The following is a 25,693-nucleotide window of genomic DNA, read 5'->3' on the forward strand; positions in this document are numbered from 1 at the left end:
CTTAAAACCGCGCGCAAATCCGGCCCGAAGCTCATTTTTTCCCCGCTCGCGTTAACGCCGGCCGCGAGTTCTGGCTCAAGAGAGCTTGCCTGTTCGTACCAAGACAGGATAGTCCATTGTCGATCCCTTGCCAGCTTGCCGAAGAAAGGGCCGATCCTATAATCGGGCCCTGGTTTTGGATTCCTTGAGTAAGAATTAACGATATGCCCGCGCCAGTCGCCATCATCATGGGAAGCCAGTCCGACTGGGAGACCATGCGCCACGCCGCCGAAACGCTCGGCGCGCTTGGCGTCGCGTGCGAGAAACGCATCGTGTCGGCGCATCGCACGCCGGAGCGGCTTTATGCATTCGCCAAGGGCGCCAAGGCAGCCGGCTTCAAGGTCATCATTGCCGGGGCAGGCGGCGCCGCGCACCTGCCCGGTATGGCCGCAAGCTTAACGGAACTTCCGGTGCTCGGCGTACCGGTCGAGTCCAAGGCCTTGGCAGGCGTCGATTCGCTCTACTCTATCGTGCAGATGCCGGCCGGCGTTCCCGTTGGAACGCTCGCCATCGGCAAGGCGGGCGCGATCAATGCGGCGCTGTTCGCAGCCAGCATCCTGGCGCTGAACGACAAGGCGCTGGCGGAGCGCCTCGCCGCTTGGCGCAAGCAACGTACCGACGCGGTCGCCGAGGGCCCGGAGGAGTCCGCGTGACCGACCAGGCGCGGGTGAAGCTCAAGCCGGGCGACACCATCGGAATTGTCGGCGGCGGACAGCTCGGCCGGATGCTGGCAATGGCCGCCGCGCGGCTCGGCCTGCGTTGCCGGGTGTTTTCGCCGGATCCGGATTCGCCGGCCTTCGACGTCGTCGCCAACGCCACCTGCGCCGAATATGCCGATGTCGAGGCGCTCGAACTGTTCGCAAGCGACGTCGACGTCATCACCTACGAGTTCGAGAATGTGCCGGCGGCGTCCGCCATGATCCTGGCGGCGCGGCGGAGCGTGCTGCCTGATCGCCAGATTCTCGAGACGACGCAGGATCGCCTGATCGAGAAGGATTTCGTTACGAAGCTCGGCATCCAGACCGCCGACTACGCCGACGTTTCATCGCCGCAAACGCTACGGGCCGCGATCGCCAGGATCGGTTTGCCGGCGGTGCTGAAGACCCGCCGCTTCGGCTATGACGGCAAGGGCCAGACCTTGATCCGCGCAGGCGACGATCCGGATCGCGTCTGGGAAGACCTCGGCACCAAATCGGCGATCCTCGAAGCCTTTGTGCCGTTCGAGCGCGAAATCTCGGTCATCGCCGCCCGCTCCGCCGACGGCAACGTCGAATGCTTTGATGTCACGGAAAACGAGCACCGCGATCACATCCTCAAAGTGTCGCGCGTACCGGCTGCCATATCGGACGCCCTGGCCGCGCAGGCGCGCGACATCGCGCGGCGGATTGCGGACGCGCTCGACTATGTCGGCGTGCTGGCGGTCGAACTGTTCGTGGTGCCGGGCGATGGCGGGTCGAAGATCCTGGTCAATGAGGTCGCCCCGCGCGTGCATAATTCGGGGCACTGGACGCTCGACGGCGCCTCGATTTCGCAATTCGAGCAGCACATCCGGGCGATCGCCGGATGGCAACTCGGCAAGCCCGTCCGCTATGGCGACGTCACCATGACCAACCTGATCGGCGACGAGATCAACAGCTATGCGGACTGGCTCGGCGTTCCCGGCGCAACCGTTCATCTCTATGGCAAGGGAGCGCCCCGGCCCGGACGCAAGATGGGTCACGTCACCCAGGTCGCGCCGGCCGGTCAAAAGTAACCCGCTTCGTCAGAGCTGACCGTTACGCCCGCTTGACGCCTTCCACGATGCCGGTCGGTTCTTCGCTCAGCCAGCGATAGACCACGCCCCCGAGCACACCGCCGATCAGCGGCGCCACCCAGAACAGCCAGAGCTGGCCGAGCGCCCACCCGCCCACGAACAAAGCTGGGCCGGTGCTGCGCGCCGGGTTCACCGAGGTGTTGGTGACGGGAATGCTGACGAGATGGATCATCGTCAGCGTCAAACCAATCGCCAACGGCGCAAAGCCCGCGGGCGCCTTGCCATGGGTCGCGCCCATGATGATGAACAGGAACATCGCCGTCATCACGACCTCGGTGATGAAGCAGACGACCATGTCGTATTGGCCCGGCGAATGCGCGCCATAGCCGTTGGACGCAAAACCCTTGCCGAGGTCGAAACCGGGAGCTCCGCTCGCGATCACATAAAGCAGCGCCGCGGCGGCGACAGCGCCGACGACCTGCGCGATCACATAGGGCAGGACCTGACCGGCCGGAAAACGGCGGCCGGCGGTAAGGCCGACCGTCACGGCCGGATTGAGATGGCAACCGGATATATGGCCGATCGCATAGGCCATGGTCACAACGCTCAGGCCGAATGTCAGCGACACCCCGAGCAACCCGATACCGACCTGGGGAAAAGCCGCGGCAATGACGGCGCTGCCGCATCCCGCAAAGGTAAGCCAAAATGTACCAATCAATTCAGCGGCATATTTTTTCGCTTCCATGGGAGCCTCCCGGATACACCCTCCGCGATCCTCCTCGCGAAATTCGTCCAAAAAGTTGCAGATTCCCTAAATCGGGATATTTACTCACCGGATGCCACGCGATCCGAGCCCCCCCTGCCCGAACCGAATTTCCGGTTCCCAGGTAGACATTCCACCTTTTGTCTGATACATCCGCGCGCTCAAAGGTCGGGAGCAAGGCTTTTTGCCAGCCCTTGGACCTTGTCAGAATCCAAGCCGATCAATTGAAAGAGGATGCCGCGTGCAGGTTCTCGTCCGCGATAACAACGTCGATCAAGCTCTCAAGGCGCTGAAAAAGAAGATGCAGCGCGAGGGTATCTTCCGCGAGATGAAGCTCCGCGGTCACTACGAAAAGCCCTCCGAGAAAAAGGCCCGCGAAAAGGCCGAAGCCGTGCGCCGCGCGCGCAAGCTCGCCCGCAAGAAGTTGCAGCGTGAAGGCCTGTTGCCGATGAAGCCGAAGCCGGTGTTCGGCGCCGGTCCCGGCGCCGAGCGTGGTGGCCCGGGTGGCGGCCGCGGCGGTGCGGGCGGACCTCGCGGCCCGCGCTAAGCGAAGTTATTTTTCAGATATGAATTGATCGACGCGGGCCCTTCGGCCCGCGTTTCTGTCTATGTCGGGACGTATCCGTAAAGCTACCGGCGATTCGCCCGATGCATTTCAAAGCGGAGCGCGCTACCACTGGTGTCCCGAAGTCGTGAGCGCGTGAGTATCCCGCACGATGACCGCCCCGGCCTCTTCCGGAAATTTACGCGACCGCCAGCGTGTGACCGCCGCAATTGCATTGACAGCGATCGCGCTCGGCGGCTGCTCGATGTCGCTGGGATCGCTGACGTCTTCGTCGGAGCTCAAGGAAGAGCCCGCGCTGATCACCTCGCAGGCCAACATCGCCTCGCTCAGCGAGACCATCAAGAACAACCCCGATAACCCGCAGGCCTACAACATGCGCGGATCGGTGCTGGCGCAGGCCGGAAGAACCGACGAAGCGCTCGCCGACTTCAACAAGGCGATCAGCCTCGATCCCAATTACGGGCAGGCCTTCGCCAATCGCGGCCAGATCTACCGCAAGACCAAACGGCTCGACCAGGCGATGTCGGATTATGAACGGGCGCTCGCGCTCGACGCGAACTATGCGCCGGCCTGGCTTGGCCGCGGCCTGGTGCACAAGGCGCGCGGCGAGGCCACACAGGCGCTCGAGGATTTCAACAAGGCCATTGCGTTACATCCGGACGATGCCGAGGCCTACTACAACCGCGGCCAGCTCTATCAGGGCGAAAAGCAGCACCAGTTCGCGATCGAGGACTTCACGGCAGCCAATGGCCTCGCGCCCCAACAGCTCGAGCCCCTGCTCGGCCGCGCGTTGAGCTATCTGGCGCTTGGCAAAGCCAAGGAAGCCGCCAACGATCTCGACGAAGCGGTACAGGACGATCCGCAAAACCCGCAAGTCTGGATGACCCGCGGGCTCGCTTATGAACGTCTGGGTGACAAGAGCAAGGCTGCCGGCTCGTATGGCCGTGCCATCAACCTGCGCCCGAAAGACGAAGCCGCACGTCAGGCTTTCGCCCGCGTCGGCGGCCGGCCCGGACAGAGCTACGAAACATTCTAGAATGATTTTTCAAGCCGCGCCGGTGCGCGTAGCCCGCCGACTTACTTCGGCAGCACTGAATTGAACAGCTTCTTGGTGGCTGAGAGCATGTCTTCAGCAACGTTAGGGCGCTTGGCCGCCGGCGGTGGCTGATCGGTCGCATCGGCCCGCAGATCCAGGGGCGCGCCGGCGGGATCGGGAATGTCGGCCGGCGGGGTCGGGTGCAGCGGATCATTGGCCCGCACGGCGGTCGGCTTGTTGTCGACCTGAGGGGTCGACACCATGATCGGCGGCGGCAACGGCTGGAGCGACGGGGCGGCAGCCACCGGCGCAGGTGCAGGGATCACGGGCGCTGCTACGACAGGAGCCGGCTCCGCAGCCTTCGGCTCCGTAGCCTTGGATTCAAAAGACTTGGATTCAAGAGCTTTGGGCCGTTCCGGCGTACGGGCGCTTTCCTGCACGCGCGGTTCGCTGCCGCGCAGGCGCTCGATGGCCGCCCGCGCCAGATCATTGGCATCAGGCCCGGCTGCCGGCTCGGCCGCAGGGGCGGTAACGGGCGCTGCCACGACCGGCTCGGCGGCGGGTGCCGGAGCGGGCTTGGAAGCGGCCTTTTCGCGCGGCGGCGGCGCGTGACGGCGTGTGTCCGCGGGCGTCGTCGGCGGAATGCTGGCGGTTTCCGCCGGCCGGTCCGCCTTGTCGGCGGGCTTTTCAGCCGGCTTTTCGAACGTCGCCTTGTCAGCCGCTTTGTCGCTGATCGACTTCTCGGAAATACCTTTTGCCCGGACACCCGGCTCGGGAATGCTACCCAAGTCAGCCGAGCGCTCGGACGGCTTCGAATCGGCCTTTGAGGCCGCCTTTTTCGGGTCAGCCGTGGACACAGCCGCGGCGGGATCGGCGGCCGGCGTCTTGGCGTTAATGTAGTGATTAACGATGTAAGCGCCGAGAATGGTCGCAATCACCGACGGAAAGATGTCCATCGCAAATTTTGAGGCCAATTTCAGCATGCCGACCACTCCCACGCGGGTTCTGATGCCGAAGCTTTGAGGCATATCGGTGGCAATTCGGTAAACGGCGGGGTTATGGCTTCAGCTCCACTTCCAAAAATACGATTTCGCTCGCGGTTTCGTTACGAACGTCGTGTTCCACCCCGGCCTTGCGGAAATAGGATTGGCCGACCCCCAGCTGGGCCTTGGAGCGCTCCCCGTTGGGCGCCACGATGGTCATCTCGCCCGCGGTCACGGGCACGATAACATAATCCATCTCATGAATGTGATGTCCGGTGGCTGATCCCGGGGCCAGCCGCCACCGGGTCACGCGCACCTCCGGGGTGTCGACCTGCACGTCGGATGTGGCGCTTATCATTTTTCAGCTCTTCTCCCGTTCAGGGAACGAACACCAGGAACATGAATATTGCAAATACCACAAGGTGGACCAGCCCGAAAAGGATGTTGGTTCGGCCGCTGCCCAGCGTGAGCATGGCAAGCAGCAGCGTGAGGGCCAAAAGCACCATCTCCTGGGGCGGAAGGCCCAGGACGAGTTGCCTGTCGAGTTCGTAGGCAGCGATCGCGACGGCGGGGACTGTCAACCCGATGGTCGCAATCGATGATCCAAGCGCGAGGTTGATGCTCTTTTGCAGGTTGTTCCGCCGTGCGGCGGCGATCGCCGCTACGCCCTCCGGCATCAGGATCAGCAGCGCGACCAGAATGCCGGCAAAAGCCGGCGGCGCACCGATCTGCGCCGCACTGGCATCGACCACCTGCGAGAACTTTTTCGCCAGCAGCACCACCGCCAGGAGCGAGATCAGAAGCAGCGCGGTGCTGAGCATGATGGTCTTGTTCGACGCCTGCGGACCGTCATGGTCGACGTTCGCGTCTGCGACGAAATAATCGCGGTGCCGCACCGTCTGCGTGTAGAGAAAGACGCCGTAGAGCAGGATGGTCGCAACACTGACGAAACCAAGCTGGCCTGCCGAATAGATTGGCCCCGGCGTCGTCAGCGTGTAGTTCGGCATGATCAGCGTAATGGTGGCCAGCACCAGGAGAACACTGAGGTACAGACTGGACCCGCTCGCCTGGATGTCCTGCTCACGGTAACGCAAGCCGCCGACCAGGATGCAGAGGCCGACCAGCCCGTTGCAGACGATCATGACCACCGCAAACACCGTGTCGCGCGCAAGCGTGGTAACGGCCTTTTCGCCGAGCATGATGGTGGCGATCAACGCGACCTCGATGATGGTGACGGAGAGCGTCAGCAACAACGTGCCGAAGGGCTCGCCGATCCGTTCGGCGACGACTTCGGCGTGATGAACGGCCGCGAACACCGTGCCGAACAGGATCACCAGCAGGGCTGCTGCGAACAACCAGCCGAACACCGACGGCACGAAAGTGTAGTGAAGCGCCGTGACGCCGACGAACAGCAGCACCGAGAGCAGAGGGAAAACCCACGATGAACGCGGCATCGGTCCGTGCGTGCTCATGCGACAATATCCTGAAATCGTTGCGACGAAGGCAAGGTGAACCACCGAAATCCAGCCGATACGCCGGTTATTTTTTTCGCTGTTTGAGAAGCTTCTCGACGTCGGACCTGATGCTGTCAGGAATTTCGCGGCAAGCACAGACGCGGGCGTGCATGACGTGCCATCTGATGCGCTGTTCGCGCGTGGCCCGGAGCGGCATGCGATTTGATCGATGCCACTCCTTGTTCAGGGCCACGGGGTCCGCCTCACATCGCCTTGACGATGTTCTCGGTAACCTTCTTGGCGTCGCCGAGCAGCATCATGGTGTTGTCGCGATAGAACAGCGGATTGTCGATGCCGGCGTAACCCGACGCCAGCGAGCGCTTGATGAACATCACCGTGCCGGCCTTCCACACCTGCAACACCGGCATGCCGTAGATCGGCGAGGTCTTGTCGTCTTCGGCCGCAGGATTGGTCACGTCGTTGGCGCCGATCACAAAGGCGATGTCGGCCTGGGCAAATTCGGAGTTGATGTCCTCAAGCTCGAACACCTCGTCATAGGGCACATTGGCTTCGGCGAGCAGCACGTTCATATGGCCCGGCATGCGCCCCGCGACCGGGTGGATGGCGTATTTCACCTCGACGCCCTCTTTCTTGAGGATGTCGCCCATTTCGCGCAGCGCGTGCTGGGCCTGCGCCACCGCCATGCCGTAGCCGGGCACGATGATGACCTTCGAGGCATTCTTCATGATGAAGGCGGCGTCATCTGCCGAGCCGAGCTTGGCCGGCTTCTGTTCGCCGCTGCCGCCGCCGGCGGCTGCCGTCTCGCCGCCGAAGCCGCCGAGGATCACCGAGATGAACGAGCGGTTCATCGCATGGCACATGATGTAGGACAGGATCGCGCCGGATGAGCCGACCAGCGCGCCGGTGATGATCAGCGCCGAGTTGCCGAGCGTAAATCCGATGCCGGCCGCAGCCCAGCCGGAATACGAGTTCAGCATCGAGATCACGACCGGCATATCAGCGCCGCCGATCGGAATGATCATGAGTACGCCGAGGGCCAGCGCAATGATGGTGATCAGCCAGAAGTCAAGCGCACTGCCACTCACCACGAGGCCGACGATGAAGAATACCAGCGCCAGCGCCAGCGCAATGTTGATGACGTGACGGAACGGCAGGATGATCGGCGCCCCGCTCATCCGCGCCGACAGTTTCAGGAACGCGATCACCGATCCGGTGAAGGTCAAGGCGCCGATCGCAACGCCGAGCGACATCTCGACCAGGCTTTGCGGATGGATGTGACCGGGCGTTCCGATGTCGAAGGCTTCGGGCGCATAGAAAGCGCCGGCCGCCACCAGCACCGCGGCCATGCCGACGAGCGAGTGGAACGCGGCGACCAATTCCGGCATCGAGGTCATCGGAACGCGGCGCGCGATCACCGCGCCGATACCGCCGCCAATGGCCACCGCTACAATGACGAGTACCCAGGCGATGCCGTCAGCAGGCGGATGAGCCGCCAGCGTCGTGCCGACCGCAATCGCCATGCCGATCATGCCGAACAGATTGCCCTGCCGCGATGTCGCCGGGCTCGACAGCCCACGCAACGCCAGGATGAACAGCACGCCTGCCACGAGATACAACAGTGCGGAAAGATTGGCGCTCATCTCAGGTCCCCCATTTCCTTCTCACCCCGAGGTGGTTGCCGATCACTTCGATTTCTTCTTGTACATGGCGAGCATGCGCTGGGTGACCAGGAAGCCGCCGAAGATGTTCACGCAGGCAAAGGTCAGCGCGACAAAGCCGAAGCCACGCGCCCAGCCCGAGCCGCTCGAGATCATGCCGACGCCGACCGCGAGCAGCGCGCCGACCACGATCACCGAGGAGATCGCATTCGTCACCGACATCAGCGGCGTGTGCAGCGCCGGCGTCACCGACCACACCACGAAATAGCCGACGAATACGGCGAGCACGAAAATCGACAGCCGGAACACGAAGGGATCGACGGCCTGCGCGAGCTGCTCCATGGTGTCTGCTCCTATTTCGGCTGGAAGTTCGGGTGGATGACGGCGCCGTCTTTGGTCAGCGCGGTGGCCTTGACCAGTTCGTCGTCCCAGTTCACGGCGAGCGCCTTGTTGGCCTTGTCGATCATGGTCTCGATGAACGAGAACAGGTTGCGCGCGTAAAGGCTCGAGGCCGATGCCGCCACGCGGCCGGCGACGTTGGTGTAGCCGACGATCTTGACGCCATCGACCTCGGCAACCTCGCCGGCTTTGGCGCCCTCGACATTGCCGCCGCGCTCGACCGCGAGATCGACCAGGACGGAGCCCGGCCGCATCGACTTGACCATCTCGCCCGACACCAGCTTCGGGGCCGGACGGCCGGGAATCAGCGCAGTCGTGATCACGATGTCCTGCTTCTTGATGTGCTCGGCGGTGAGCGCGGCCTGCTTGGCCTGGTACTCCTTCGACATTTCCTTGGCGTAGCCGCCCGCGGTCTGCGCGTTCTTGAACTCCTCGTCTTCGACCGCGAGAAACTTCGCGCCGAGCGATTCAACCTGCTCCTTCGTCGCCGGGCGCACATCGGTTGCTGTGACGATGGCGCCAAGACGCCGCGCCGTCGCAATCGCCTGAAGGCCCGCGACGCCAACGCCCATCACGAATACTTTGGCCGCCGGCACGGTGCCGGCCGCCGTCATCATCATCGGGAAAGCGCGGCCGAAGGCTTCGGCGCCCTCGATCACGGCGCGGTAACCCGCGAGGTTTGCCTGCGAGGACAATACGTCCATCACCTGCGCGCGGGTGATGCGCGGCATCAGTTCCATCGCAAACGCGGCGACGCCTGCATCCGCCATCGCCTTCAGCGCGGCATCGTTGCCGTAAGGATCCATGATCGCGACGACCAGCGCGCCGCGCCTGTAGCTGGAAAGCTCGGAAGCCTCGGGCCGCTTCACCTTGATGATGATATCGGCATCCTTCAACGCATCGGCGCTGACGGTGGCGCCGGCCGCGGTGAAGTCCGAGTCGAGCAAACCGGACTTGATCCCGGCGCCCGGCTCGATTGCAACCTCGGCGCCCAGCGCCTTGAATTTTTTCACGGTGTCGGGCGAGGCGGCGACCCGTGGCTCGGACGGATCAATTTCCTTGGCGACGGCAATCTTCATGGGGCCTCCGGCGGCGCGGAAAACTCGCAGGCGTCATTCCGGCCAGATTGGCAAATCCGGCGCCGGCCTGGCAACCGGGCAGGGTAAGCTTTCGCAAAGCTACGCCGCTAGCGGGGGCGGCGCAAACGTCAGGAAATCAGACGAGGAAAATCGCCATCAAAACGAGGATCACGATCACGGCCGCGGAGCCATACTTCACCAGCTTGATGAAGCCCTCATAGGTCCGCTCATGGGCCACGTAATCGTTGCCGTCGGCCGTCGTGTAAGCCACTTCGCTATGGTCTGCCATCTCTAGTCCCCAGTGAATGTCGATATCTCGCGTGGGATTACCGCAAACCGGAAGGCAGGGCAACGCCGCGAAACCTATCGGGTCATTCGAAAGGCCAATTATCCCGATCGCAGTGGCGCTTCGGGTCCCCTCAGCCCATTTCCTCGAGCTCGTCGATCATGCCCGAGATGACCGAAAGGCCACCATTCCAGAACTGGGGATCCTTGGCGTCCAGCCCGAAGGGCTTGAGCAGTTCGGAATAGTGCTTGGTGCCGCCGGCCGCCAGCATCGCTAGGTAGCGCTCGGCAAAGCCTGATTGCGCATGCTCGTAGGCGCCGTAGAGCGAGTTCACCAGGCAATCGCCGAAGGCATAGGCGTAGACGTAGAACGGCGAGTGGATGAAGTGCGGGATGTACATCCAGAAATTCTCGTAGCCCGGACGGATGTCGATCGCCGGCCCCAGGCTTTCGCCCTGGACGCTGAGCCAGATCTCGCCGATCCGCGCGGCGGTGAGTTCGCCGTTTTTGCGCTCGGTGTGGACGGCGCGCTCGAACGTATAGAACGCAATCTGCCGCACCACCGTGTTGATCATGTCCTCGACCTTGCCGGCGAGCAGCGCCTGGCGCTGTTTGGCGCTGCTGGTTTCGCCGAGCAGCCGGCGAAACGTCAGCATCTCGCCGAACACGCTCGCGGTCTCCGCCAATGTCAGCGGTGTCGGCGCCATCAGCGCGCCGTTCCTGGCCGCGAGCACCTGATGCACGCCGTGGCCGAGCTCGTGGGCGAGCGTCATCACATCGCGCGGCTTGCCCTGATAATTCATCAGCACATACGGATGCGCCGATGGCGTCGTCGGATGCGAAAACGCGCCCGGCGCCTTGCCCGGCCGCACCGGCGCATCGATCCAGCGATCCGTGAAAAAGCGCTCGGCAATGGCGGCCATGTCCGGCGAGAAGCTGCGATAGGCCGACAGCACCATGTGCTTTGCATCGCCCCAGCCGATCGCACCTGTCGCGGCAAAAGGCAGCGGCGCATTGCGGTCCCAATGCGGCAGCTTCTTCTTTTTGAACCAGCCGGCTTTCAGCCGGTAGTAGCGATGCGAGAGTGTCGGATAGGCCGCGCGCACCGCGCTCACCAGCGCATCGACCACCTCGCGCTCGACGCGGTTATTCAGATGACGGGAATCCGCGACATCCTGGAAGCCACGCCAGCGATCGGAAATTTCCTTGTCCTTGGCGAGCGTGTTGGTGACCAGCGCAAAGGTCCGCTCGTTGGCCTTGAAGGTCCTGGCGAGCGCCTCGGCCGCGGCCTTGCGCCGGGCGCCGTCGCGATCCTGCAACAGGTTGAGCGTCGGCTCGATTGCAAGCTCCTTGCCCGACACCTTGAAACGCAATGCGGAGATGGTCTGGTCGAACAGCCGGTTCCAGGCGGCGTACCCGCTCTGGGATTTTTCGTGGAACAATTGTTCGACGCGGTCTTCCAGTTGGTACGGCTTGTCCTTGCGCAGATCCTCGATCCAGGGACGATAATGCGCCAGCTCTGCGTTGCGCAGCGCCCCTTCGATCACGGCATCGTCGATGCGGTTGAGTTCGAGCGCGAAGAACAACAGATGCACCGAAGCATTGGTCAGCCGCTCGGAAACATCGCCGTAGAATTTCGAGATGACGGGATCGACGCTGTCGCCGGCATGCACCAGTCCCGCATAGGACGACAGGCGGCCGGCAAGATCGTCGATCGCCTCATAGCGCTTGACGGCTCCGGCGAGCCAGAGGCCGCCGCCATCCGACGCCGTCCGCTCGGCGAGCTTGCCTTTGTAATCGTTCTCAAACGCGACACATTCGGAATCCAGCCTGTCGAGGTCGCGCCTGACCTCCGGCGCGCCGGTCGCGGGATAGAGATCGGACAGATTCCACTCCGGGAGCTTGTCCGCCCTGGTCGCGGACGCTTTGGCCGAGGAGGCCTTCTTAAGACTGGCCTTGGGGCTGGTCTTGCGTTGGGTCGATTTGCGGAGGGAGGACGTGGCGCGCGAGGTCATCTTGTTCGAAACCTGTATTCCATCAGAACGGCGAGGCAAGGTTTAAGCAGGCGTTAATCGACGTCCGCCAGAGTGCCCCGATTCGAGACAGATAGTTGTTGCGTATGAGGAACACCATGCCTGCCACCATTTTGATCGCCGACGACGATGCGGTGCAACGCCGCCTGGTTGAGAATATGGTGCAAAAGTGCGGCTATGAGACGGTCACGGTCGATTCCGGCGATGCCGCGATTGCGATGTTGACCGCTCCCGACACGCCGCCAATCGACGCGCTGGTGCTGGACCTCGTGATGCCCGGCCTCGACGGCATGGGTGTCCTGGCCAAAATCCGCGAAGCCGGTCTTGCCGTTCCTGTCGTGGTGCAGACCGCGCATGGCGGCATCGACAATGTGGTGTCGGCGATGCGCGCCGGGGCCCAGGACTTTGTCGTCAAGCCGGTCGGGATGGAGCGGCTGCAGGTCAGCCTGCACAATGCGCTCACCACCAGCGCCCTGAAAGGCGAATTGCAGCGCATCCGCCACAGCCGCGAAGGCCGGCTGACATTTGCCGACATCATCACCCGCAGCGAGGCGATGACCGGCGCAATGCGCACGGCGAACAAGGCATCGGCCTCGACCATCCCGGTGCTGATCGAAGGCGAGTCCGGCGTCGGCAAGGAACTGTTCGCGCGCGCCATTCACGGCTCAAGCGAGCGCAAGTCGAAGCCGTTCGTCGCGGTCAATTGCGGCGCGATCCCTGACAATCTGGTCGAGTCGATCCTGTTCGGCCACGAGAAGGGAGCCTTCACCGGCGCAACCGAGCGACACGCCGGCAAGTTCGTCGAAGCCTCCGGCGGCACGCTGTTTCTCGACGAAGTGTCGGAACTGCCGCTGTCCGCGCAGGTCAAGCTGCTGCGCGCGCTTCAGGAAGGCACGGTGGAAGCGGTCGGCGCGCGCAAGCCGGTGAAGGTCGATGTGCGGATCGTTTCCGCCACCAATCGGCAATTGCTCGACCGCGTGAAGAGCGGCCATTTCCGCGAAGACCTGTTCTACCGGCTTCACGTGCTGCCGCTCACCGTCCCGCCCTTGCGGATGCGCCGCGAAGACATTCCGCATCTGGTGCGGCATTTCCTCGCCCGCTTCTCGGCTGAAGAAAATCGCCACATCACCGGGGTCAGCGGCGAAGCCATGGCGCATCTTTCTCAACTGGATTGGCCGGGTAACATCCGCCAGCTCGAAAATGCGGTCTACCGCGCCGTGGTGATGAGCGAAGGCGATCAGCTTGCTCTTTCCGACTTCCCGCTGAGCGCCGGGGTCGCGTCGCCGCCGACCGCGGCTGTCCATAGTGAGCCATTGATCATCGAGCCGGGCTTTCACGCAGGCGTCGTTAATGGTAATGAAATACCTATCGCTCCCTTCCCGGCCGCGGGCACGCTGGTGATGCTGACCGATGGTGGCGACGTCCGGCCACTGGAAGAACTGGAAAGCGAGATCATCCGCTTTGCGATTTCGCACTATCGCGGGCAGATGTCCGAAGTAGCGCGGCGTCTGAAGATCGGCCGCTCGACGCTGTACCGAAAGCTTGATGAGACCCTCGGCCAATCGGGGGATAGCGCTGGAACGGATCAGGCGGGATAACGCTCGATACGATCGCGGCGCCCATAACACGCGGACGAAGCATCTGAAATTGCAGGGCGGCAGAACATTTGAACCGTTGCCTTGGGGTGACAGACAAATGCCGACCTGCATGGCAAGACTTGCGGCAAAGCGATGCAACAGGACGCTTTGCGGTCAGTTTGTCGTGAGTTGCCTTGGCCGCTGCTGGTCGCTTGTGAGGTGCCCGTGTATCGTCTGCGTATGAATCGTTGCGGCAGCCATGCCAAGCGCGGGTATCTGGGGCACAATTTCAACCGAAATGAGCTTCAAAATCCGACCACGGTGGCGCTTTCGCGAAGGCTTTGACGGACAAACCACAGCTGCCTCGGAACGGGTCAGCTCACCCAAGGGGTGTGATAATGCGTGACTGTTGGAAGAACCGTGCTGGATACGACCGCGTCTTGATGACGGTCGCGGCAACGTTTCTCACGGTGTCGGCGAGCTCGGCATTGGCGCAAAACGATGCGCCGCGCTCTTCCGCCGCGGAACTCGCGATCGACGCCGCGGTGCCGCGCCCGGAACCGGCCAACGTCCCGCCGCCCACCGCCGCCGATTTCAAGCTCGACACGCCTTCGGCCGCGCCCACAACAACCGCCGCCGTTCCGATTTCCGAACCGACCAGGATCGAGCCTGCCAAGCCCGAAACCGCGCAGCCCGAAACGGCGAAGTCCGAACCTGCGAAGGAAGAGGCGAGCAAGACCGAAGCCGCCAAGACCGATGCCGCCAAGTTCGATACGCCGAAGAGCGATGCGCCCAAGAGCGACACTGCAACCGCAACCCCTGCGCAAACGCCCGCGCCCGCCACGGCCTCAACGCCCGAGCCGGCCAAGGAGCCCGTCAAGGCCGCGAGCAATGTTGCGCCCGAAGATCAGCCGGTTGCCGACAAGCTGCGCGACGTGTTCGGAGCCAAGGCTCAGCGCTATTTCGACCGCAAGGTCGAGCGCGCCGCAGTCGAGAAATTCTACACTGCGCGCGACTTTGCGCCGATCTGGACGCAAGGCGGCAAGCTGACCGAGAGCGGCAAGGGCGTCGTGGCCCGCTTGAAGGACGCCGCTTCCGACGGATTGAATCCGGCGGATTATCCGATTCCCGAATTCGCCGCCGCGGCCAATCCCGATGCGCTGGCCGATGCGGACCTCAAGCTCACCGCCAGCATGCTCGACTACGCGCGCCACGCGCAGAGCGGCCGGATGCACTGGTCACAGGTGTCGGGCGATATTCAATACCCGGAACATCCGACCGATCCGAACGAGGTGCTCACCAACATTACGTCGGCCAAGGACGCTTCGGCTGCCCTCGACAGCTATAACCCGCCGCACAAGCTCTATCAGGCGCTCAAGAAGAAGCTCGCCGAACTGCGCGGCCAGGGCGATGGACCGGTGAGCCAGATCGCCGACGGTCCGACGCTGCGCTACATGCCTGCCCGCGGCAAGCAGCCTGCGATCGAAGTCGAAGATGACCGCGTGCCGCAACTGCGCGCCAAGTTCGGTGTCGAAAATCCGGACGACCGTCATTACGACGGCAAGGTCGCTGACGCCGTGCGCAGGTTCCAGGCGACCGTCGATCTGAAGGCGACCGGCATTCTCGACGACCGCACCATCAGGGCGCTCAACAGCCCGAAGCACGACCGACAGATCGACACGGTCATCGTCAACATGGAGCGCTGGCGCTGGCTGCCGCGCGAACTCGGCGCGCCCGCGATCGGCAACGCCTATGTCATCCTCAACATCCCGGATTACACGCTCAAGGTAATGCAGAACGGCGCGCAGGTCTGGACCACGCGCGTGGTGACGGGCCAGCCCGGCGTTCATGCCACGCCGCTTCTGACGGAGACGATGAAGTTCATCACCGTCAACCCGACCTGGAACGTGCCGCCGTCGATCATCTACAACGAATACCTGCCGGCGCTTCAGCAGGACCCGACGGTACTGGAGCGGATGGGATTGAAACTCGAACATAACCGCGACGGCAGCATCCACATCTCGCAGCCGCCCGGCGAGCGAAATGCGCTCGGCCGCATCCGCTTCAATTTCCCGAATAAGTTCCTAGTGTACCAGCACGACACCCCGGACAAGAACCTGTTCGCCAGGGAAGACCGCGCCTTCAGCCACGGCTGCATGCGGGTGCAGAATCCGGACCAGTACGCCTCGGTGCTGCTGAATATCACCGAACCGAACGCCCACTACACCCCCGAAAAAATCAAGAGCATGTACGGCTCGAGCGAGATCAACCTGAATTTCCCGACGCCGATCCCGGTCAACATCACCTACCAGACCGCCTTCGTGGATGACGCGGGCAATCTTCAATTCCGTAAGGACGTCTATGGTCGCGACGCGAACATGCTGTCGCTGTTGCGTTCGGGCAAGAACAAGGACCTGGAGAACGTGGTCGCCCACTCCCAGCCGAACTATGTGAAGCCGGTCGGCGATCTGCGGATCGCCAGCGACAACTCGGTCTCGTCGGGCGGCCCCTCCTTCTTCGAGCGGCTGTTCGGCGGTCCGACCCAGTACCCGCCTGCCCCGGTCGGCCGCCGCCGCGGCGCTCCTCCGGCCGGCCAGTCCTACTACCAGCGCTAACGCCACCCAGGGCGGGCTAGCGCCAGAGATTGTCGAGCTAAATCAAGGGCCCCGCCATCTGGCGGGGCCTTTTTTCGTTAACCATTGTCCACTCGGATCTAGCCAGCGGGCTAGTTTTCGCCACACTCGATGGGTTAACTTTACCCTTCGGATTTGGGGGGAAGGGTTAAGTCCCGCTTAACCCTCCCGCGTTAAGAGTACATTTACCCTATTCGCCACACGGGGTCGCGAAAGGGTCTAACGCGTAAGTCTGTTGGGGTGGCTCATCACGTGCTGACCGGTTTCGCACGCCAATTCAATTTGCCGTCTCTGCCGAAGGCCGGATATCAGCTCGGGTTAACCTCGGTGCTGCTCCTGGCGGGACTTGGCGTGGTCCACGACGCCAGCGCCCTGAACGAAACCCGCACCCTGTCGTTCCATCACACCCATTCCGGCGAAGACCTCACCGTCACCTTCAAGCGCGAAGGCCGCTACGATGAGGAAGCGCTGAAGCAGCTGAACCATTTCCTGCGTGACTGGCGAAGCCAGGAACAGACCACGATGGATCGGCACCTGTTCGATATCCTCTGGGAAGTCTACCGCGACGTCGACGGCAAGAAGCCGATCCAGATCATCTCCGCTTACCGTTCCCCCGAAACCAACGCCATGCTCCGCCGCCGCTCCGCCCACACCGGCGTGGCGCGTTTCAGCCAGCACATGCTTGGCCATGCGATGGACTTCTACATCCCGGAAGTGCCGCTCGAGCAGATCCGTTTCGCAGGCCTGCGGCTCCAGCGTGGCGGCGTCGGCTTCTATCCCACCTCGGGATCGCCATTCGTACATCTCGACACCGGCAACATCCGCCACTGGCCGCGGATGACCCACGACCAGCTCGCGCGCGTATTCCCCGACGGGCGCACGGTCCACGTCCCCACCGACGGTACGCCGCTGAAGGGATATGAACTCGCCCGCGCCGAGATCGAGCGGCGCGGCAGCGGTGACGATGCGGCAACGATCGCCAAGCCGGCGAACGTGCTGGCCCGCTTGTTTGGCGGCAAGTCGAACGACGAGGACGAAGAAAGCGCCGCGCCTGCCGTTCAAGCCAAGCCCGTTGCGGTCACGCAGGTTGCCGTCGCCAGCAAGCCGGCAGAGCCGTCGGCGCCGCGTGCCAAGCCCGCAGGTGCGACCTTGCAACTGGCTGCGGCCGACATGCAGGTCGTTCAGCCCGTCAAGCCGAAGCCGCCGGCTGCATCGGACAAGGCTGAGGCCAAGCCGCAAACGCCGGCTGATATCATCAACGCACGCGGTTTCTGGGACGACATGCCGGCGACGCCGAACCAGGCAACGCCGGCGCAGGTCGCCGCCCTCAATGCCCGCAAGGCGCTCGCATCGACCACCGATCCGCAGTCGACATCAAGCGTTCCGGCTGCCTATCAGGCGATGGCCTACGCGCCGGAAGCGTCCGCGCCGGTTGACCGCACCCATGTCGTCGCCGCCAGCGCGCCGGTCCCCCGCAGCACGCGCCCTGCTTCATCCAGCCGCAATTCGATGGCGGCCAACGACGTCACGACCGTCGTCGCCAAGGGCCAAAATCAGGGTCAGGACGGCGTGGTCGCGACCGCTACGCGGATCGTAGCCTCGTCGCCATCCAGCGACCTATGGATGCGCATCATGATGCTGGCGCCGAGCGCGAGCACGTCGATGTCGGTCACCATGCTTGGCGACGCCAACTTGACCTTGCTGAGCAGGCTGTTCGTCAAGCCGCAGGCGACGATCGTGATGGGCTTCTCGGACGATCCGCTGATGGGCCTGACCATCGACCATTTCAGCGGCCCGGCCACCGCACCGCTGACGACGCAATCGTTCGGATTGCGGACGGCGTCGCTGCGCTAAACCTCCCGGTCGCGCGAGGCGACCGGGAACGCCTCACAGCATCCCCAACGCCTGTAGATAGGTCTCCAGGATGGTTTCCTGTTCCGCGCGCTCGTTGGCGTCCTGCTTGCGCATCCGGACGATGGTGCGCAGCGCCTTGACATCGAAGCCGTTGCCTTTCGCCTCCGCATAGACGTCGCGGATATCGTCGGAGATGGTCTTCTTTTCTTCCTCCAGCCGCTCGATGCGCTCGATAATGGCCTTGAGCTGATCCTTGGCGAAGCGCGTCGCGGGGGCTTCGTCTTCCTGGACGGCAGCAGACGTGGCCATTGGTTACTCCTGAAATAGACTGACGGTTGGATGGAAAAGAAAACGCTGCACGGCGGAAGCGTGCGCCATTTTCAAAATGAACCCTCAAGAGTATGGCTGCTCGCGTCAAGCCGGCATGCTGGCTCATCCACAGCCGCCCACAGAAAGCCGCCGATCGGCGCGCATCCTAGTGGAGTCGATTTGACATTCGCTCCCCTCTGACCACGCATTCACAGATGCGAATGTCAAAGCGGTCAGTGTCCAGGACCGGCCTTCTTCATCGCGGCCACCTGCTCTTTCGTGGCCGTTCCCTGAAATTTTTCCTTCCAGGTCTCGTAAGGCATGCCGTAGACGGCCTCGCGGCTCTCATCCTTGCTGATCGCCACGCCCTTGGCGTCGGCCTCTTCTTTGAGCCAGTTGGAAAGGCAGTTGCGGCAGAAGCCGGCGAGATTCATCAGGTCGATATTCTGAACATCGGTGCGTTCGCGTAAGTGCCCCACGAGCCGCCGAAACGCCGCCGCTTCAAGTTCTGTTCTGGTTTTGTCGTCGATCGCCATGATCGGTTCCGTTCTTCTCGCGCATGACCGGAGGTCCTGCTTGTCATTCTAGGTAAGAAACTGTCACATATTTTTCCACATCGCGACGCAAACATTCGGCCCGTTTCGCGGGCCCGAACGGTGCCCTTGAGACGGAAATGTCAGCGAAATTCCGCTTGATTCCGCTTGACCGTCGGCGGCCCTTCACGCGAAACCGTCAATATCCTGCTATAACTTGGCCTAGATGACTGCAAAAGATTCGCTTTTTCCGGCCCACACTGCAAAACGCCTCCGCGCCGCCCTAGCACCAGCTTTGCTGTTGGTGCTGGTCTGCCTGTGGAACGGATCGGCAGCCGCGGACTTTCGTCTCTGCAACAACACATCGAGCCGGGTCGGTATCGCGCTCGGTTACAAGGACGCCGAGGGCTGGACCACCGAAGGCTGGTGGAACGTGTCCTCGCGAAGCTGTGAAACGCTGCTGCGCGGCACGCTGGTGGCGCGGTTCTATTATATCTACGCGCTCGATTACGATCGTGGCGGCGAGTGGTCGGGGCAGGCTTTCATGTGCTCGCGCGACAAGGAATTCACCATCCGCGGCGCGGATAATTGTCTGGCGCGCGGCTTCGACCGGACTGGCTTCTTCGAAGTAGACACCGGCGACCAGAGGGCCTGGACCGTGCAACTCACCGATTCCAACGAACAACAGCCGGCGCAGCGCGTGCCGGGAATTCCCGGTACGATTGGTCCGGGTGGTCCCGGAAATATTCCGGGCATCTCCAATCCGCCTGGCGGATTGCCGCCGGGTACGCTGCCACCAGCGCCGGCGCCTGGGACCAAGCCATGAGGCGTATGCGCCGGATCAAGATTCTTGCAACGCTCGGCCCCGCCTCTTCCGACAGCAGTGTCATCCGGAAGTTGTTCGAGGCGGGCGCCGACGTTTTCCGCATCAACATGAGCCACACCCCGCACGACAAGATGCGGGAGCTGGTCAAGAACATCCGTAACGTCGAAAGCAGTTATGGGCGGCCGATCGGCATTCTGGTCGACCTGCAAGGCCCGAAGCTCCGGCTTGGCTCGTTCGCCGACGGCGCGGTGCAGCTCCACAACGGCCAGAGCTTTGTGCTCGATTCCGACAAGGCTCCGGGCGACGGCACCCGCGTTCAACTGCCCCATCCGGAAATTCTCGCAGCCCTCAAGCCCGGCCATGCGCTTCTGCTCGATGACGGCAAGGTACGCCTGATCGCCGAGGAAACCTCGCCCGATCGCGCCGTCACCCGCGTCGTGATCGGCGGGAAGATGTCGGACCGCAAGGGCGTCAGCCTGCCGGACACGGATCTTCCGGTCTCCGCGATGACGCCGAAAGACCGCGCTGATCTCGAGGCGGCGCTGGTGACCGGCGTCGACTGGATCGCGCTTTCGTTCGTGCAGCGCGCCGAGGACGTCATCGAGGCCAAGAAACTGATCCGAGGCCGCGCCGCGGTGATGGCCAAGATCGAGAAGCCGCAAGCGATCGATCGGCTGCCCGAAATCATCGAAGCCTCCGATGCGCTGATGGTGGCGCGCGGCGATCTCGGCGTCGAATTGCCGCTGGAGCGCGTACCGGGCCTGCAAAAGCAGATGACGCGGATGGCGCGGCGCGCCGGCAAGCCGGTGGTGGTCGCAACGCAAATGCTGGAATCGATGATCCAGTCGCCGGTGCCGACGCGCGCGGAAGTGTCCGACGTCGCGACCGCCGTCTACGAAGGCGCCGATGCCATCATGCTGTCAGCGGAATCGGCGGCCGGCAAATTTCCGGTCGAGGCGGTCTCGACCATGAATCGCATCGGCGAGGAAGTCGAGCGCGACCCGACCTATCGCGGCGTGGTCAATGCGCAACGCGCCGAACCCGAACCGACCGTGGGCGATGCGATTGCGGATGCGGCGCGGCAGATCGCCGAGACGCTCGATCTTTCCGCGATCATCTGCTGGACCAGTTCGGGATCGACCGCGCTGCGGGTCGCGCGCGAGCGGCCCAAGCCACCGGTCGTGGCGATCACACCGAACCTCGTCACGGGGCGAAAACTGTCGGCGGTGTGGGGCGTGCATTGCGTCGTCGCCGAGGACGCCAAGAATCTCGACGACATGGTGAACCGCGCCGGCAGCATCGCCTTCCGTGACGGTTTCGCACGCGCCGGCCAGCGCATCATCATCGTGGCCGGCGTACCGCTGCGTTCGCCCGGCACCACCAACATGCTGCGCATCGCCTCCGTCGGACCTGACGAAGAGGCGGATGTGTAAGCGCGCGACGAAGAGCCTTCGTCAGACCAGTTTTGCGTCCAGCGTGATCTTGGTGTTGAGCAGTTTCGACACCGGACAACCGGCCTTGGCCATGCCGGCGAGTTCCTGAAACTTCGCGTTGTCCGCGCCCGGGACTTTGGCATTCAGTGAAAGATGCACCGCGGTGATGGCAAAGCCGTCGCCGACTTTTTCAAGCGTGACATCGGCCTTGGTTTCCATTTGCTCGGCGGTGAGCTTGGCCTCGCCGAGGATCAGCGACAGCGCCATGGTGAAACAGGCCGCATGCGCGGCGCCGATCAGTTCTTCCGGGTTGGAGCCGGGCTTGCCTTCGAAGCGGCTGGCGAAGCCATAGGGATATTCACTTAAGGCGCCGCTCTTGGTCGAAATCGCGCCCTTGCCGTCCTTGATGCCGCCTCGCCATTTCGCCGATCCCGATGTGGTGGTCATGAGAGCTCCTTACAGACGTTGGGGTGAACCGCGGACATATCCTGCACCGTCAATGCGGCAGAATTTCTCGGCTGGCCAATGGCACTTCCCTGCCCTTTTCCGGAATGAGAGGCGCGTTCGGTTTGCGACTTCACGACTGGCAACACGTTACCATTGGTTAGGGTTGCCAGGTTCCACGCAGGCATTCGTTAACCAGCGGAATGCTTCAGCGCGCGGCCGTCCAGATGCCCCGCCGACTTTTACCCCGCTTTAGACCGGCTGCCGTAAAGCGGTTGATGTTTGCATCTTCCGATACAAGCTCAAAAGCGCCTTGAAGCGGGCTCGGTCGGTTTCTTCAGGGAGCCCGTTATGTACGCGCTGGAGACGTGGCGCGGTCCCAGGTTCGGCCAGGGACCCGGGACGATCGGGACGTCCTTTCAGACGTTCGGCGTTTACGTCTTCCTGATCTCGTTTGCGTGCCTCTACTACCTTTCAAACGCTTCACTGCTGCTTGGTCATTTTGACCTCGGATGGCATCTGGCCGCGGGCGACCTGATCAGGGAACGGGGCAGCGTTCCATTTCAGGATCCGTGGGCTTTCACGCTGGGCGACAGGCAGTGGTATAACCTCTCCTGGCTCTGGGACGTGGCTGCCAGCGTTGTGTTTCAATACACTGGCTTTAGCGGGCTCACGCTACTCGTCGTTGCGTGCGGCGCGATCATCGTCGGGTATCTGACGTCGGGCTGCCTCGGCAGCGGAGCTTCGGTGCTTGCCGTCTGCATTTCCGTTTTCTCCGTATCCGTGCTGTACCCCGCCTTCGCCACGCCGCCGAACACCTATCTCGCCGCTTCGCCGAACACCTCGACGATGCTGTTCTGCGTGATCTTCTACGTCGAATGCCTGAACAAGACGCGGCGATTCCTGCTGCCGGCGATGATGGCGCTGTGGGCCAATCTGCACGGCGGCTTCGTGCTCGGGTTTCTGATCATCGGGCTTTTCGGCGGCGTAGCCCTGCTCCGGCGGGATTGGGCGAACTTCAAGATCTACTGTTTCACTGGCGCGGCGTGCCTCGTCGCGATCCTCATCAACCCGCTTGGCTGGCACATCTACGACGGCGTCATGGCGACGCTTGGCCATTTCGTACAGGCCTATATCACCGAGTGGATGTCCTACTACAAGAACATCATGCTGCCCGGAAGCATCCCCGGGATGGTCTACATCGTGATCTTCGTTGCGCTCGAACTCCGCGACGCGGGCTCCAATCGTGCCCCGCTGGAGTCGCGGCTATTGACCTGGCTCTTCCTGTGCCTGGGATTCTATCAATACCGGTATATGTCGTTCTTTTTCCTGTTCTCGACCGTTCCGATGGCGCATCACATCGAGCGGCTTCTGCCGAGCGGACTGAATCTGGGTGCGGTCCACAAATCGCTGCTGGCTGCCGGCATCATCGGCGCGTGCGCGCTGCCGTTGACCTTCATGCGGGTAGAACCGGCTCTGACGCTTTCCGATGAACTCCTCTCGGAGCAGGACGCGCGTTATCTAGAGGCCAACGCATCACACATGCGCATTCTGAATCACTGGAACGTCGGCGGATCCCTGATCTTCCGCACCCATGGCGCCGTGCAGATATTCATCGATGGCCGGGCCGCGACCGCTTATCCCGACGCGCTGCTGCGCGACTATTTCACGCTGGGAGGATGGCAGATCGACGAGGCCGCCTGGAAAGCCGTGCTTGAAAAATACAAGATCGAAGCGGTGTTCTGGCCAAAGGACCATGACGTGCTGAGGCACTTTCTCGTCGACGAATCCGGCTGGAAAGAGCAATACACAGGCTCCCACGAGAGCCTTTACGTCAAACCATAAGGCTCGCGCGGCTTGAATCGTCGGACGCGCGCTTACGCGCCGACCAGCGCCTTGGCGGGCAAAACCGCCTGCACCACGAGGCCACGGGCGCGGGCATCCATCACCCCAACCGCGCGCAGCGCCAACAGCGTCACGGTTTGCACCGCATCGCGGAGCTTTCCCGGATCTTCCATGTTCTCCGCTGCGAGCGGTCCGACCAGCGCCTCGTTCAACGCGCCGAGCAGCGCGGTTGCGGCAAGGCTCGTATCCTGCGCCGGCAGATGACCGGCGCGAACGGCCGCATCGATCCGGCCTGCGATTTCGGCAACCACCGCACGGCGGCTCGCGAGCCGCGACACGCTGACATCGACATCGACCGGTTCGGCCAGGATGCCCCAAGCGAGCTTGCGTTGCGACAGCGCATGCACGGCAACCGTGGTAACGGCCGCGGCCAGCGCCGATGACGGACCGGGCGCGGCATCCGCGGCGCGGCGGATCGCCGCCAGTTCGTCGCGCGAGACGTCCGCGATCAATTCGGAAATCAATTCGGCCTTCGAAGGGAAGTAGCGATAGACGGTGCCAGCCGCGACATTGGCGCGAACCGCGATCGGCGCGATCTGGACTGCGGCCATCCCGCCTTCCGACGCGGCGTTGCGCGCTGCGGTCATGATGGCGCTGCGGCGCGCCGCGAGGCGCTTTACGACCTGATGGGTCCGCCGATAGACCATTTGCCTTTCGTGCTCCCCGGCGCGCTCTGGCCTGCTAGCCATGCAAGGCGCCTGTTCAGTTCTTGGCGGCCAGAGATGTGCCGCTTCAAGAAGTGAACAATAATTCAGACTGAATGACAAGCGTCTTGGATGATGGCCCTAGATTGCGGCAGCGGCGGCCGGAACAGGCGCCCCTTGCCCGCGCCACCACGGTCCGACGCGATAGGCGATGAGGACGGTGACCACCACCGTCGCCGCGAAGCCTGTCGGCGCGCCCAGAAGCGAAAACATCATTAGCAACACGGCGACAAGACCGAACGCCGGCAGTTCGTGCCGCTCAAATCCCTCGTCCAGCCCGACGCGAACGAGAAAGGCCACGGCGATCGCGAGCACCATCTCGTCGTAAAGGAACAGATACGGCGTCACCAGCAGCGCGCCGGCGGCGAGCGCCGCGGCTTTCAGCTCATGCCGGACGTTGCGGCTGCGCCATATCAGCGCCAGCACAACCGCGACGGTGGCGCTCAAGATCCATTGCAATGTCCAGGCTAGCGATTCAGGCCCGCCGAAATAGCGGGTCAGTCCGAAGATGCTTTGCAGCTTGCCCCACGGCGCGCGCCCCTCGACCAGGAAAGCCTGGTTGAACATCGGCACCCAGTGAACGAAGGCCTGCCAGCTCTCGGTGCCGAAGGCGAGCCAGGAAACCGCGGCGAGCGACACCGCAACGACGCCGGCGGTGAAGAACACGCGCCACTGCGAGGCTGCGATCAGCACCAGCGGCAACAGCAAACCATATTGCGGCTTGTAGCTCAAAAGCCCGAGGCAGATGCCCGACAGGGTCGGCCAGCGCGGCATGGCGACCAGTGTGCCGCCGATCAGCGCTGCCGTGAGAAATCCGTTTTGCCCGACCAGCGTATTGGTGAACACCACCGGAAAGGCGGCGGCGAGCAGAAAGCCGAAGGAGCGGCCGATGATCGCGCGCATGACCGCGAGATACGGCAGGAAGCTCACCGCAGCCCAGCCGACAAAAGCCACGCCGTAGGGGAAATGCGCCAGCACCGACGCCACGAACAGGAACGGCGGCGGATAATGCCAGGCGAAATTGCCGGGATAGCTCTGGCCGAGAACCGCGACCTGAACCTCTTTCTGGATGCCCCAGTCATAAGCGAGCGCTGGATGACCGTCGAGCACCAGACGGCCGGCGGACCAGACGTTGACGAAATCGGTCGGGATGCCGAGCCCGTTTTCGTCGAACAGCCACCAATGGGCGGTGGACCCGTTTTGCAGGAGCGCCACGTTGATCATGCACAAGACCAGGCAGCCGATCGAGAGCGCGGGCGGAATCGCGCTCCTAGCTGTGGGCATGGTGATATCGGACGTCAGCGTCGCCATGCAGGGGCTCCCGGCGCGTCGGAACACGCGCCACTCGCCCTCAAGCTTTAGGCCGGCCGGCTTGCCGAAATCTTAAGGCGAGCCGGTATCTGGCTG

General features: G+C 63.1%; 24 protein-coding genes. 10 read left to right on the plus strand and 14 right to left on the minus strand.

Features of this window, described 5'->3' with window-relative positions:
- The first annotated feature begins 203 nt into the window (after nt 1–203).
- Both purE and BUA38_RS07885 read left to right on the plus strand, forming a co-directional pair.
- Entirely contained in the window at nt 204–692 is a 489-nt protein-coding gene (gene purE, locus BUA38_RS07880; protein ID WP_072817431.1) for a 5-(carboxyamino)imidazole ribonucleotide mutase, read from the plus strand.
- Entirely contained in the window at nt 689–1,792 is a 1,104-nt protein-coding gene (locus BUA38_RS07885; protein ID WP_072817432.1) for a 5-(carboxyamino)imidazole ribonucleotide synthase, read from the plus strand. Before purE ends, BUA38_RS07885 begins: the two co-directional genes overlap by 4 nt.
- Before the next feature lie 22 nt (nt 1,793–1,814).
- Here BUA38_RS07885 and aqpZ read toward each other — a convergent pair whose 3' ends face one another.
- A complete protein-coding gene (aqpZ, locus tag BUA38_RS07890; RefSeq protein WP_072817433.1) occupies nt 1,815–2,537 on the minus strand; it encodes an aquaporin Z in 723 nt (240 codons plus the stop codon).
- 259 nt (nt 2,538–2,796) lie between these two features.
- On the opposite strand from aqpZ, the gene rpsU reads away from it, so the two are divergent.
- On the plus strand, nt 2,797–3,102 hold the full coding sequence (rpsU, locus tag BUA38_RS07895; protein ID WP_072817434.1) for a 30S ribosomal protein S21: 306 nt from the start codon (nt 2,797–2,799) through the stop codon (nt 3,100–3,102).
- Between the two features lie 169 nt (nt 3,103–3,271).
- Nucleotides 3,272–4,156 (plus strand): tetratricopeptide repeat protein, encoded by an 885-nt coding sequence (locus tag BUA38_RS07900; RefSeq protein ID WP_072817435.1) that lies wholly within the window; start codon nt 3,272–3,274, stop codon nt 4,154–4,156.
- 41 nt (nt 4,157–4,197) lie between these two features.
- On the opposite strand, the gene BUA38_RS07905 is transcribed toward BUA38_RS07900, so the two are convergent.
- From BUA38_RS07905 to BUA38_RS07940, 8 genes are all read right to left on the minus strand, one after another.
- Nucleotides 4,198–5,139, minus strand: coding sequence for a hypothetical protein (locus BUA38_RS07905; protein ID WP_072825933.1), 942 nt, complete (start codon nt 5,137–5,139; stop codon nt 4,198–4,200).
- Nucleotides 5,140–5,212: 73 nt separating this feature from the next.
- A complete protein-coding gene (locus tag BUA38_RS07910) occupies nt 5,213–5,497 on the minus strand; it encodes a cupin domain-containing protein (protein ID WP_072817436.1) in 285 nt (94 codons plus the stop codon).
- Between the two features lie 19 nt (nt 5,498–5,516).
- Nucleotides 5,517–6,611 carry a calcium:proton antiporter gene (locus BUA38_RS07915; protein ID WP_072817437.1) on the minus strand — a complete coding sequence of 365 codons (1,095 nt, stop codon included), beginning with the start codon at nt 6,609–6,611 and terminating at the stop codon, nt 5,517–5,519.
- Between the two features lie 245 nt (nt 6,612–6,856).
- The gene (locus BUA38_RS07920) at nt 6,857–8,254 is read right to left on the minus strand and encodes an NAD(P)(+) transhydrogenase (Re/Si-specific) subunit beta (RefSeq protein ID WP_072817438.1); all 1,398 of its coding nucleotides are present in this window, start codon (nt 8,252–8,254) and stop codon (nt 6,857–6,859) included.
- Between the two features lie 42 nt (nt 8,255–8,296).
- Nucleotides 8,297–8,614 (minus strand): proton-translocating transhydrogenase family protein, encoded by a 318-nt coding sequence (locus BUA38_RS07925; protein WP_072817439.1) that lies wholly within the window; start codon nt 8,612–8,614, stop codon nt 8,297–8,299.
- An 11-nt stretch (nt 8,615–8,625) separates the two neighbouring features.
- Nucleotides 8,626–9,750 carry a Re/Si-specific NAD(P)(+) transhydrogenase subunit alpha gene (locus tag BUA38_RS07930; RefSeq protein ID WP_072817440.1) on the minus strand — a complete coding sequence of 375 codons (1,125 nt, stop codon included), beginning with the start codon at nt 9,748–9,750 and terminating at the stop codon, nt 8,626–8,628.
- 136 nt (nt 9,751–9,886) lie between these two features.
- Nucleotides 9,887–10,039 carry an aa3-type cytochrome c oxidase subunit IV gene (locus BUA38_RS07935; protein WP_072817441.1) on the minus strand — a complete coding sequence of 51 codons (153 nt, stop codon included), beginning with the start codon at nt 10,037–10,039 and terminating at the stop codon, nt 9,887–9,889.
- Between the two features lie 130 nt (nt 10,040–10,169).
- Nucleotides 10,170–12,050 carry a M3 family oligoendopeptidase gene (locus BUA38_RS07940; protein WP_072817442.1) on the minus strand — a complete coding sequence of 627 codons (1,881 nt, stop codon included), beginning with the start codon at nt 12,048–12,050 and terminating at the stop codon, nt 10,170–10,172.
- Nucleotides 12,051–12,166: 116 nt separating this feature from the next.
- Between BUA38_RS07940 and BUA38_RS07945 the strand changes: the two genes are divergently transcribed.
- From BUA38_RS07945 to BUA38_RS07955, 3 genes are all read left to right on the plus strand, one after another.
- Nucleotides 12,167–13,666, plus strand: coding sequence for a sigma-54-dependent transcriptional regulator (locus tag BUA38_RS07945; protein ID WP_072825934.1), 1,500 nt, complete (start codon nt 12,167–12,169; stop codon nt 13,664–13,666).
- Between the two features lie 377 nt (nt 13,667–14,043).
- The gene (locus BUA38_RS07950; RefSeq protein ID WP_072817443.1) at nt 14,044–16,260 is read left to right on the plus strand and encodes a L,D-transpeptidase family protein; all 2,217 of its coding nucleotides are present in this window, start codon (nt 14,044–14,046) and stop codon (nt 16,258–16,260) included.
- A 270-nt stretch (nt 16,261–16,530) separates the two neighbouring features.
- Nucleotides 16,531–18,132, plus strand: a complete 1,602-nt coding sequence (locus BUA38_RS07955; RefSeq protein WP_072817444.1) for a DUF882 domain-containing protein — start codon at nt 16,531–16,533, stop codon at nt 18,130–18,132.
- A 33-nt stretch (nt 18,133–18,165) separates the two neighbouring features.
- Here the strand turns inward: BUA38_RS07955 and BUA38_RS07960 are convergent, their stop codons facing one another.
- Together BUA38_RS07960 and BUA38_RS07965 are read right to left on the minus strand one after the other, a co-directional pair.
- On the minus strand, nt 18,166–18,441 hold the full coding sequence (locus BUA38_RS07960) for a DUF2312 domain-containing protein (protein WP_072817445.1): 276 nt from the start codon (nt 18,439–18,441) through the stop codon (nt 18,166–18,168).
- Between the two features lie 233 nt (nt 18,442–18,674).
- On the minus strand, nt 18,675–18,977 hold the full coding sequence (locus BUA38_RS07965) for a DUF1244 domain-containing protein (RefSeq protein WP_072817446.1): 303 nt from the start codon (nt 18,975–18,977) through the stop codon (nt 18,675–18,677).
- Nucleotides 18,978–19,200: 223 nt separating this feature from the next.
- Between BUA38_RS07965 and BUA38_RS07970 the strand changes: the two genes are divergently transcribed.
- Nucleotides 19,201–19,800, plus strand: a complete 600-nt coding sequence (locus BUA38_RS07970) for a DUF1036 domain-containing protein (RefSeq protein ID WP_072817447.1) — start codon at nt 19,201–19,203, stop codon at nt 19,798–19,800.
- Nucleotides 19,797–21,233 carry a pyruvate kinase gene (pyk, locus tag BUA38_RS07975; protein WP_072817448.1) on the plus strand — a complete coding sequence of 479 codons (1,437 nt, stop codon included), beginning with the start codon at nt 19,797–19,799 and terminating at the stop codon, nt 21,231–21,233. The genes BUA38_RS07970 and pyk overlap by 4 nt, the downstream gene beginning before the upstream one ends.
- A gap of 21 nt (nt 21,234–21,254) precedes the next feature.
- Here the strand turns inward: pyk and BUA38_RS07980 are convergent, their stop codons facing one another.
- Nucleotides 21,255–21,680 (minus strand): OsmC family protein, encoded by a 426-nt coding sequence (locus tag BUA38_RS07980; protein ID WP_072817449.1) that lies wholly within the window; start codon nt 21,678–21,680, stop codon nt 21,255–21,257.
- 348 nt (nt 21,681–22,028) lie between these two features.
- Between BUA38_RS07980 and BUA38_RS07985 the strand changes: the two genes are divergently transcribed.
- On the plus strand, nt 22,029–23,522 hold the full coding sequence (locus BUA38_RS07985; RefSeq protein WP_072817450.1) for a hypothetical protein: 1,494 nt from the start codon (nt 22,029–22,031) through the stop codon (nt 23,520–23,522).
- A gap of 32 nt (nt 23,523–23,554) precedes the next feature.
- Here BUA38_RS07985 and BUA38_RS07990 read toward each other — a convergent pair whose 3' ends face one another.
- Nucleotides 23,555–24,229 (minus strand): TetR/AcrR family transcriptional regulator, encoded by a 675-nt coding sequence (locus tag BUA38_RS07990; RefSeq protein ID WP_072817451.1) that lies wholly within the window; start codon nt 24,227–24,229, stop codon nt 23,555–23,557.
- Nucleotides 24,230–24,367: 138 nt separating this feature from the next.
- Entirely contained in the window at nt 24,368–25,597 is a 1,230-nt protein-coding gene (locus BUA38_RS07995) for a glycosyltransferase family 87 protein (RefSeq protein WP_072817452.1), read from the minus strand.
- Nucleotides 25,598–25,693: the final 96 nt, after the last annotated feature.

Origin of the sequence: Bradyrhizobium erythrophlei, assembly GCF_900142985.1 — a bacterium.
GTDB lineage: Bacteria > Pseudomonadota > Alphaproteobacteria > Rhizobiales > Xanthobacteraceae > Bradyrhizobium > Bradyrhizobium erythrophlei_B.

Bases quoted from the DNA above. Each gene is read 5' to 3' on its own strand.
- BUA38_RS07930 (WP_072817440.1), bottom strand. From the start codon at position 9,750: ATGAAGATTGCCGTCGCCAAGGAAATTGATCCGTCCGAGCCACGGGTC.
- BUA38_RS07925 (WP_072817439.1), bottom strand. From the start codon at position 8,614: ATGGAGCAGCTCGCGCAGGCCGTCGATCCCTTCGTGTTCCGGCTGTCG.
- BUA38_RS07960 (WP_072817445.1), bottom strand. From the start codon at position 18,441: ATGGCCACGTCTGCTGCCGTCCAGGAAGACGAAGCCCCCGCGACGCGC.
- BUA38_RS07900 (WP_072817435.1), top strand. From the start codon at position 3,272: ATGACCGCCCCGGCCTCTTCCGGAAATTTACGCGACCGCCAGCGTGTG.
- aqpZ (WP_072817433.1), bottom strand. From the start codon at position 2,537: ATGGAAGCGAAAAAATATGCCGCTGAATTGATTGGTACATTTTGGCTT.
- BUA38_RS07995 (WP_072817452.1), bottom strand. From the start codon at position 25,597: ATGGCGACGCTGACGTCCGATATCACCATGCCCACAGCTAGGAGCGCG.
- BUA38_RS07940 (WP_072817442.1), bottom strand. From the start codon at position 12,050: ATGACCTCGCGCGCCACGTCCTCCCTCCGCAAATCGACCCAACGCAAG.
- BUA38_RS07950 (WP_072817443.1), top strand. From the start codon at position 14,044: ATGCGTGACTGTTGGAAGAACCGTGCTGGATACGACCGCGTCTTGATG.
- pyk (WP_072817448.1), top strand. From the start codon at position 19,797: ATGAGGCGTATGCGCCGGATCAAGATTCTTGCAACGCTCGGCCCCGCC.
- BUA38_RS07905 (WP_072825933.1), bottom strand. From the start codon at position 5,139: ATGCTGAAATTGGCCTCAAAATTTGCGATGGACATCTTTCCGTCGGTG.
- BUA38_RS07915 (WP_072817437.1), bottom strand. From the start codon at position 6,611: ATGAGCACGCACGGACCGATGCCGCGTTCATCGTGGGTTTTCCCTCTG.
- BUA38_RS07990 (WP_072817451.1), bottom strand. From the start codon at position 24,229: ATGGTCTATCGGCGGACCCATCAGGTCGTAAAGCGCCTCGCGGCGCGC.
- BUA38_RS07970 (WP_072817447.1), top strand. From the start codon at position 19,201: ATGACTGCAAAAGATTCGCTTTTTCCGGCCCACACTGCAAAACGCCTC.
- BUA38_RS07920 (WP_072817438.1), bottom strand. From the start codon at position 8,254: ATGAGCGCCAATCTTTCCGCACTGTTGTATCTCGTGGCAGGCGTGCTG.
- BUA38_RS07945 (WP_072825934.1), top strand. From the start codon at position 12,167: ATGCCTGCCACCATTTTGATCGCCGACGACGATGCGGTGCAACGCCGC.
- purE (WP_072817431.1), top strand. From the start codon at position 204: ATGCCCGCGCCAGTCGCCATCATCATGGGAAGCCAGTCCGACTGGGAG.
- BUA38_RS07910 (WP_072817436.1), bottom strand. From the start codon at position 5,497: ATGATAAGCGCCACATCCGACGTGCAGGTCGACACCCCGGAGGTGCGC.
- BUA38_RS07985 (WP_072817450.1), top strand. From the start codon at position 22,029: ATGTACGCGCTGGAGACGTGGCGCGGTCCCAGGTTCGGCCAGGGACCC.
- BUA38_RS07980 (WP_072817449.1), bottom strand. From the start codon at position 21,680: ATGACCACCACATCGGGATCGGCGAAATGGCGAGGCGGCATCAAGGAC.
- BUA38_RS07935 (WP_072817441.1), bottom strand. From the start codon at position 10,039: ATGGCAGACCATAGCGAAGTGGCTTACACGACGGCCGACGGCAACGAT.
- BUA38_RS07965 (WP_072817446.1), bottom strand. From the start codon at position 18,977: ATGGCGATCGACGACAAAACCAGAACAGAACTTGAAGCGGCGGCGTTT.